The sequence below is a fragment of the Azohydromonas lata NBRC 102462 genome, assembly GCF_001571085.1.
Lineage (GTDB): Bacteria > Pseudomonadota > Gammaproteobacteria > Burkholderiales > Burkholderiaceae_C > Azohydromonas > Azohydromonas lata.
In genome coordinates this window covers 1-1,117 of sequence record NZ_BCTC01000287.1, presented here as the reverse complement: position 1 = coordinate 1,117, position 1,117 = coordinate 1, and the positions used below count along the sequence as shown (strand labels likewise).

At 63.2% G+C, this 1,117-nt stretch carries 1 protein-coding gene; it reads left to right on the top strand.

What is annotated here, in order from left to right:
* The first annotated feature begins 54 nt into the window (after positions 1-54).
* Positions 55-1,089 (top strand): IS630 family transposase, encoded by a 1,035-nt coding sequence (locus tag ALA01S_RS31135; RefSeq protein ID WP_084268125.1) that lies wholly within the window; start codon positions 55-57, stop codon positions 1,087-1,089.
* The last annotated feature ends 28 nt before the right edge of the window (positions 1,090-1,117 follow it).

Sequence of the window (1,117 nt, the reverse complement as noted above, 5' to 3'; positions counted from 1 at the left end):
TATTGAGCCGGCAGTAATGTTCTTGAAATCTTGCCGCGTCATGATCGCGCGGTGATGAAGGTAATGGACATGAGGTCGCTGTCGCGCGAGGCGCGACACGAGAGGCGCGCGCAGGTCATTCGGCTGCGTGAGGCGGAGCACACCTACGACGAGATCGCAGCGCTTACGGGCCTGAGTCGTACGGGCGTGTTCGACATCTGCAAGCGCCACGCGGCCAAGGGTGCTCAAGCACTGCACGATGGCGAGTGCGGGCGCAAGGTCGGCGAGCACCGCCGGCTGGACGCCAGCCAGGAGGATGAGGTGCAACGCCTGATTGCCGACAAGACACCGGACCAGTTGAAGATGGTCTACGCGCTGTGGACGCGCCAAGCAGTGGCACAACTCATCGAGCAGCGCTTTGGCATCCGGCTGCCCGTGCGCACGATGGGGCTGTACCTGTCACGCTGGGGCTTCACGCCCCAAAAGCCCATGAAGAAGGCCTACGAGCAGTCGCCCGCGGCCGTGCGCAAGTGGCTGCAAGAGGACTACCCCGTCGTCGCCACGCGCGCCAAGGCCGAAGGCGCTGAGATCCACTGGGGCGATGAGAGCGGGCTGCGCAGTGATGACGTGCGTGGCCGCGGCTTTGCTCCCAAGGGGCAGACGCCGGTGGTGCGCGTGAACAACAAGCGCCATGGCTTGTCGGTCATCTCCACCGTCACCAACCGCGGCCAGATGCGCTGGAAGATCTTCGATGGCGCGCTCAACGCCACCATCTTCATCGACTTCCTGCGCCGACTCATCAAGGGCGCGCCCAAGAAAATCTTCCTGATCGTGGACAACTTGCGCGTCCACCATGCCAAGCCCGTCAAAGCATGGCTGGCCAAGCACCGTGAAGCCATCGAGGTGTTCTATTTGCCAAGCTACAGCCCCGAGCTCAATCCCGACGAAATGGCCAACGCGGACCTGAAGCAGGCCGTCACGAAGTTGGCGCCGGCGCGCACGAAGCTGCAACTGGTCAAGGCCACCGCGCAGCACCTGCGCAGCGTGCAGCGCCAGCCCGATCGCATCCGCAGCTATTTCGAGCACGAGCCGGTTCGCTATGCCGCCTGATTCAAGTTCATTAGTGCCGGCTCAATAA